The sequence below is a fragment of the Xanthobacter tagetidis genome, assembly GCF_003667445.1.
Classification (GTDB): domain Bacteria; phylum Pseudomonadota; class Alphaproteobacteria; order Rhizobiales; family Xanthobacteraceae; genus Xanthobacter; species Xanthobacter tagetidis.
Map to the genome: position 1 here is coordinate 271,301 of NZ_RCTF01000005.1, position 6,314 is coordinate 277,614.

Below are 6,314 nucleotides of genomic sequence, written 5' to 3' on the forward strand. Positions count from 1 at the left end.
GAAGCAACAATTTCAGATCATATGCTCCGATCGCCCCAATAATAAGCACGAATGTCTTTCTTCAATACTTTTCCGACCGTGCTCCGCGGAAGCTCAGGCCAGACGACCACTGCCTTTGGCGCCTTGATGCTGCCGAGGCTCTCCTTACACATGGCGATCACCTCATCCTCCTGGATGCTTTCGCCCGGCTTGAGCTCCAGCACGGCGGTGACAGCTTCGCCCCACTTGTCGTCCGGCACGCCGATGACGGCACAGTCCTGGACGGCCGGATGGCGCCAGATCACCTGCTCGATTTCGCCGGGGAAGACGTTGATGCCGCCGGTGATGATGATGTCCTTGCTGCGATCGACGAGGCGGACATAGCCCCCCTCATCCTTCACGCCGAGATCACCGGTCCGGAACCAGCCGTCGCGCAGCACCTTCGTGGTTGCCTCCTCATTGGCGACATAGCCCTTGAACAGATTCGGCCCCCGGCACACCACCTCCCCGGTTTCGCCCGGACCAACCGGCTCGCCGGCGTCGTTCACCACATCGACGAGTGTCATCGCGCTCCCGCGGCCGATGCTGCCGAACCGTCCCGGCGCCGCCGACAGGGCGGCAGCATGCTCCCGCGGAGTCATGATGGAAACCGTGCTGGTGGCTTCCATGAGGCCGTAAAGCTGCGTCATGACCGGACCGAAGACCGACCAAGCCTCCTGTAGCTTGTCCACCGAAATGGGGGCTGCGCCGTACATGAGATAATGCAGCGAACCGAAGTCGAACGTGTGCACGTCCGGTTCTGCGAGCATCATGTAGAGAAGCGTCGGCGGCACGAACATGTGCGTCACCTGATGCTCACCGATGGCCTTCAGGATGTCTCTCGGCCTCGGCTTGGACAGGATGACATTCAGTCCACCCTGTGCGACCACCGCGAGCGCGACATCGCCAGCGACATGGGTCAGGGGCGTGACCGCGAGATTCACCGGTGGGGCATCCATGGACAGGGCGAGGCGATAATTGGTGATCAGGGTGGACCAGTTGCGGCTGACCCGCATTACGCCCTTTGGCACGCCAGTCGAGCCGCCGGTGGTGAGCAGGGTGACCACGTCCTCGCCGCCAATATTGGTGTCGATGGGCGTATCGCCGACATCCTTCAGGAAGGCTTCCATCGTGTGATCGTCGTCGGGCGCCCCATCCACCACGACGATGCCTCTCAGGCTCGGAACGCTAGCACGGATATCGCCCAACGCGGCGGCGAAGGACGGGTGGATGAACAGCCACTCCGGCTCGAACGTCGTCATGATGTCGATGCATTCGCGGGCCGTGGCGCGCGGATTGAGCGGCAGGGACCGCAGCGGCAAGCGGTGCACGCCGAACTGCACAACGAGGGACATCGGATGGTTCGGCAGCCAACTTGCGACGCAGGCACCCTGCGCAAGCCTCTTGTGGGCCAGCGCCTTCGCGAGTCGCAGGCTCATGCTGCGCAGCCAGGCATAGTCAAACGTCTTCCCCTCGAACCAGATTGCAGGAGCAGTGGGCGTGGCGAGCGCGGTCTTGTCCAGAAAGTCAGGAAGTCGCATCGCATTGCTCCGCGGGTGTCACGTGGGGTTGCGCTGAAGGTGCGGTGGTGATGAAGCGGGCGAACGCCGCCACCGGCTCGCGCTCCGAGCGCAGGGTGTTGGCGACCGCGGCCGCGTCGGCATAGCCGAGCGACATGCCGCAGACGACGATCTCCTGGTCCGAAATGGGCGCGATCTGCCGGACGACGTCGTGATAGTGGCGCCACGCCGCCTGGCAGCAGGTGTCGAGGCCTTCCCCGCGCGCCGCCAGCATGACCGACTGCAGGAAGATGCCGAGGTCGAGCCAGCTGCCCATGCCGAGGGTGCGGTCGAGCGTGAACATCAGTCCCACTGGCGCACCAAAGAATTCGAAATTGCGCCCCGCCGCGACCCAGCTCGCAGCACGATCGCCCTGCGCGACGCCGAGCAGGCTGTAAAGGCTCCAGCCTACCGCCTTGCGGCGTCCGCGATAGGGCTCCTCCAGAGGCTCCGGATTGTAGACATACTCGCCGAACGGCTGGGGCCCACGTTCGCGCTCGGGCTCGGCCGCCCGCATGGCCCTTACTCGCTCCACCAAAGCGTCCCGCGCGCCGCCAGCGAGCACATAGACCTGCCAGGGCTGCATGTTCGTGCCGCTCGGCGAGCGGGCTGCGGTCGCAAGAATCCTCCGGACCACCTCTCCCGCCACCGGCGTCGGCTGGAACGCGCGAACGGAGTGCCGTCCCCGGATGAGGGCGTGGGCGTGGTTCTCGTCAGAAGTCATCTCTCTATCGGCCTCCAAGGAATGCATCGCGGACCAAGGGGTCTGCCTTCAGAGCGGCGGCCGGCCCCTCCTGGACGATGCGTCCATTGCGCAACACGTAGGCGCGGTCGGCGATTTCCAGCGCCTTGAGCATGTTCTGCTCGGCGATCAAGACCGCGGTCCCGTCCGCGACGAGCTTGGGAATGTGCCGGAGATTGGCGGCGTCGCCCAGTGGGTAGACCTTCAGCGTCCGCTTGACGAGATCAACCCCCGGCTTGGGCGAGCCGTCCACCAGGAACGAGCGGAACGGCATCCAGCTGCCGTAGGTGCTTGGGCGCACCACGAAATAGCCGTCCGGCACCTTACCGTCATAGCCGGGTGGCAGAATCAGATACTTGCCGCCCTTGCCGCGATCTTCCCCCGTAAGGCCGACATCCGCCACCCAGCGGTACCACAGGTCGTCGATCAACCCGAGAACCTTCGGCGGGATCTCGACAACCAGCGGCCCCTTGCTCGTGTCGAGCCAGACGAAGCTGTAGACCGTGTTGTCGTTTGCGGTCAGTTCGACGGTCTTGGAGTCGACGAGATTCTCCCAGATCACGTTCGTCGTGTTGACCGGCCCGTATTCGCGCAGGGCGTTGCGCATGGCCACCTGATTGACGATGGGAAGTCCCAACAGATACGCTTGAAGCGCTCGCGAGCGGTCGAGATTATCGTAGATCGCCTTTGTCGTGTCTGCGGTCGGGACGCCATCATGCAGCTTCAGCGTTCCGATCGACGTCTCGACCTCATCCGGGGTCGCGATGCCGGGAGCTATCGGCGTGGTCATCTTGTAGGTTTCCGCCGCGGCCGGCATGACAAGGGCGCCAGCCAGCAGCACGTGAGCGGCAAAGAGCAGCTTGGCACTCATCTCATCTACCCTCTGTCTCGTATTTGCGGCGCAACTTGGCCTTCGCGCGAGACTGCGCCGTTATCTGGTCCTGCCCAATTGATGGGCTGTATCGCGCCAGCGGCGGTCGCGCTTTGACGGGCCTCAAACCCGTGACGGAAGCCGTCTGTCCCGGATCACGTGTTGCCTTCGTCGGTCGTGCGATGACTGTTTGCGCGCGCTCTTCAGACAAAGGCGAACCTCTTGAGGCTGGTGACGGTCGCATGATGCAAGCTCCGCAAGGCAGGGGGCATCATTGCGAGACTTTTTGATTTTGAGCGCCAGCGCGAATAGCCCGGGTAGGTCCAGGGCTTAAGCAGCGGCTCATCCTGCAGCCGCCCCGAGAGGCTCTGCCGGTCGGGGCTGCAGCCGTTGCGACACAAGATTCGCCGCGCGCGGGGACCGGAGGCTCCGGTCCCCGCGGCCATCTCCCCGCCGCGAAGGCGAGCGCTCCGCCCGAGCCTTCGGCGCGTGATTTTTCCCTCGCGCGGTGGAGGAAAATTCACGGCAGGCCGTTTAGTCTGATCCCATTGTGTCCGGGGCCTCGGCGTCAGCTGGCCCCCTTTGTCTTGGGGTCGGCAATGGCGACGTTTCTTTCCCGGCGCGGGTTCATGCGTGCAGGTGCGGCTGCGGGTGCGGCGATTGCGGCGGCGCCGGATGCGGCCTTCGCCCGGATTGCGGTCAATTCCGGCGATGGCGGCCTGCCGGCGCTGGCGCGGGACATGGAGGGCCGGCTCCTGCTGCCGGATGACCATGCCTACCGCTACAGCGCCCGATCCAACAATGCGCGCTACGACGGCGTGCTGCCGCGCGCCATCGCGCTGTGCGCCTCGGAGGGCGACATCATCCAGTGCCTGAGCTGGGCGCGCGACAACCGCGAGGTGTTCGCGGTGCGCTCCGGCGGCCACTCCTATGCCGGCTATTCCACCACGCCGGGCCTGCTGATCGACGTGCGCGCGCTGCGCCGGGTCAGCGTCAATCTCGACGATCAGACCCTCACCGTGCAGGGCGGCGCCACCAACCAGGACGTGGCCGACGTGGCGAGTGCCTATCCGTTCGCGATCCCCTCCGGCCGCTGCCCGACGGTCGGCGTCACCGGCCTCACGCTCGGCGGCGGCTGGGGCTTCGCCAGCACGCGCTCCGGCCTGACCTGCGACCGGCTGCTGTCGACCGACCTCGTCCTGGCCAACCTGGAGCCGATCACCGCCAGCGCCGAGAGCAATGCCGACCTGTTCTGGGCCGTGCGCGGTTCCGGCGGCGGGAATTTCGGCATCCACACCAGCCTGACCTACCGCATGGTGCCGGTCGGAAACGTGACCGTCTTCAACATCTTCTGGCCGGCGCAGAAGCAGGTCGAGATGATGCTGGCGCTCCAGGACCTGCAGATCCGGAACGCGCGCGACATCTCCACGCGCAGCAAGGTCGCCACCCTGCAGGCCGGCCCCTTCCCCCGCCGCGACCAGCTTGCCGCCCAGACGCTCGGCGTGTTCTACGGCGAGGAGCGGGCCTTCCGGGAGCTGATCCAGCCGCTGTTCCGCATGCTGGAGCCGGCCCGCGCCTACATCAAGCCGATGAGCTACTGGGAGGCGCGCGACTATCTGGTGACCGACGACCCCCAGGGCTTCTTCGACATCCGTTCGAGCATGATCCGCGAGCGGCTCGCCGCCGACGCCCTGGAGGTGTCCTTGTCCTGGATGTCGAAATGGCCCGGCGGCGCGGTGCGGCAGGCGAACATGGGCATCCTGTTCGCGATCGGCGGCGCGGTCGGCGACAAGCGGGTCGACGAGACGGCCTATGTGCACCGCGGCTGCAATTTCATCTTCGAGATGGAGCGGGCCTGGTCGCCGCTCGATCCGCCGCATCTGGTGGAGCAGCAGGCCCGCTGGCTCGACGACTATTTCGCCGACATGCAGCGCTTCGTGCTTCCACGGTCCTACGTGAACTTCCCCGACCGAGGACTCAAGGACTGGCAGCACGCTTATTACGGCGAAAACCTCGCCCGGCTCAGCGGCGTGAAGCGCCGCTACGACCCGGAGAACCTGTTCCGGTTCGCGCAGAGCATCCCGCTGTCACCCGGCTGAGGCTTGCGGCGTCCTTACTGGCGGTTGCTGAAGATCACCGTGACGAGGTTGATGCGCTCGCGCACCGCTGTCATCACCTCCTGCATGGTCATGCTCCAGGCGCCGTCGCCGACAAGGGCGAGAACCGGGTCCTCCGGCCGGGCGAGCTTCACGCCGAGCGGGGTCGAAATGCCCACGCCGATCCCGCCGAGGCTGCCCGCCGCAAGCCAGCGGCGCGGAGGTGCGGCCGGTGCGGGCGAAAAAATCGAGCAGCGCATCGGGATCGGTGACCCCGGGCCGGGCCGCGTCTCGCGCACGATGAAGCGGGCGAGCGATGGCTGGTGTGCGATCGCGCGCTTGATCGGCATCAAGGTCCAGTTTCTGCGCAGGGCGCCATCGCCTGCCGCGACGATGGCGTGGCGGATCACCTGGACGGCGAACTTTCCCGAACTGCCCTTGAAATCGCCCCCGTCCGGCGAGCGTTCATGTCGGTCGGATCGCCCCCACCGATGTTTTGCATATCCGCTTGACACTCCGTGCGTACACTTTGTATTTTTCCATCAATCAATAAGTGACCTCCCCTGATTTCTCTCGTTCAGGCAAGGTCTTAAGCCTTCCATTCTGGGCCCTGCGCATCTCAAGATGTGCAGTCTTTTCGCTCTCCGATACGTCAATGCAGCGGCGCGCGGCGAAGGCGGCAGCGCGCGATCGTGATCCAAGAGGTTCGAGCGTGTCCCGACCCTATGACCTCGTGATCGAAAACGGCACGATCCACACGCCGACGTCGTCGTACCGGGCGGACATCGCGGTGCTGGAGGGCAGGATCGCGGCTATCGGCGGGCCTTTCGAGGCGGCGGCGGAGCGCATCGACGCCACCGGACGGGACGTGCTGCCGGGCATCTGGCACGTGCACTGCCATTTCCGCGAGCCGGGGCACACCTACAAGGAAGACTTCCAGACCGGCTCGGCGGCGGCGGCGGTCGGCGGCGTGACCATGTGCATCGACATGACCAACAACACGCCCCACCCCACCACGCTCGACGATT

General features: G+C 65.6%; 5 protein-coding genes and 1 pseudogene. 2 read left to right on the forward strand and 4 right to left on the reverse strand.

The window, feature by feature from the left end:
• Positions 1-17: 17 nt before the first annotated feature.
• The 3 genes from D9R14_RS08740 to D9R14_RS08750 are packed head-to-tail and all read right to left on the reverse strand — an operon-like array spanning position 18 to position 3,190.
• Complete coding sequence (locus D9R14_RS08740; protein ID WP_121622932.1) at positions 18-1,559, reverse strand: class I adenylate-forming enzyme family protein; 1,542 nt, start codon at positions 1,557-1,559, stop codon at positions 18-20.
• On the reverse strand, positions 1,546-2,301 hold the full coding sequence (locus D9R14_RS08745) for a nitroreductase (protein WP_121622933.1): 756 nt from the start codon (positions 2,299-2,301) through the stop codon (positions 1,546-1,548). Before D9R14_RS08745 ends, D9R14_RS08740 begins: the two co-directional genes overlap by 14 nt.
• 4 nt (positions 2,302-2,305) lie before the next feature.
• Positions 2,306-3,190 (reverse strand): DUF1254 domain-containing protein, encoded by an 885-nt coding sequence (locus D9R14_RS08750; protein ID WP_121622934.1) that lies wholly within the window; start codon positions 3,188-3,190, stop codon positions 2,306-2,308.
• A gap of 629 nt (positions 3,191-3,819) precedes the next feature.
• Between D9R14_RS08750 and D9R14_RS08755 the strand changes: the two genes are divergently transcribed.
• A complete protein-coding gene (locus D9R14_RS08755) occupies positions 3,820-5,289 on the forward strand; it encodes an FAD-binding oxidoreductase (protein ID WP_210210826.1) in 1,470 nt (489 codons plus the stop codon).
• Positions 5,290-5,303: 14 nt separating this feature from the next.
• Here D9R14_RS08755 and D9R14_RS08760 read toward each other — a convergent pair whose 3' ends face one another.
• On the reverse strand, positions 5,304-5,696 hold the full coding sequence (locus D9R14_RS08760; RefSeq protein ID WP_210210827.1) for a thiamine pyrophosphate-dependent enzyme: 393 nt from the start codon (positions 5,694-5,696) through the stop codon (positions 5,304-5,306).
• 302 nt (positions 5,697-5,998) lie between these two features.
• Between D9R14_RS08760 and D9R14_RS08765 the strand changes: the two are divergent.
• Positions 5,999-6,314 (forward strand): annotated as a pseudogene (locus D9R14_RS08765) (dihydroorotase); the annotation flags it as partial.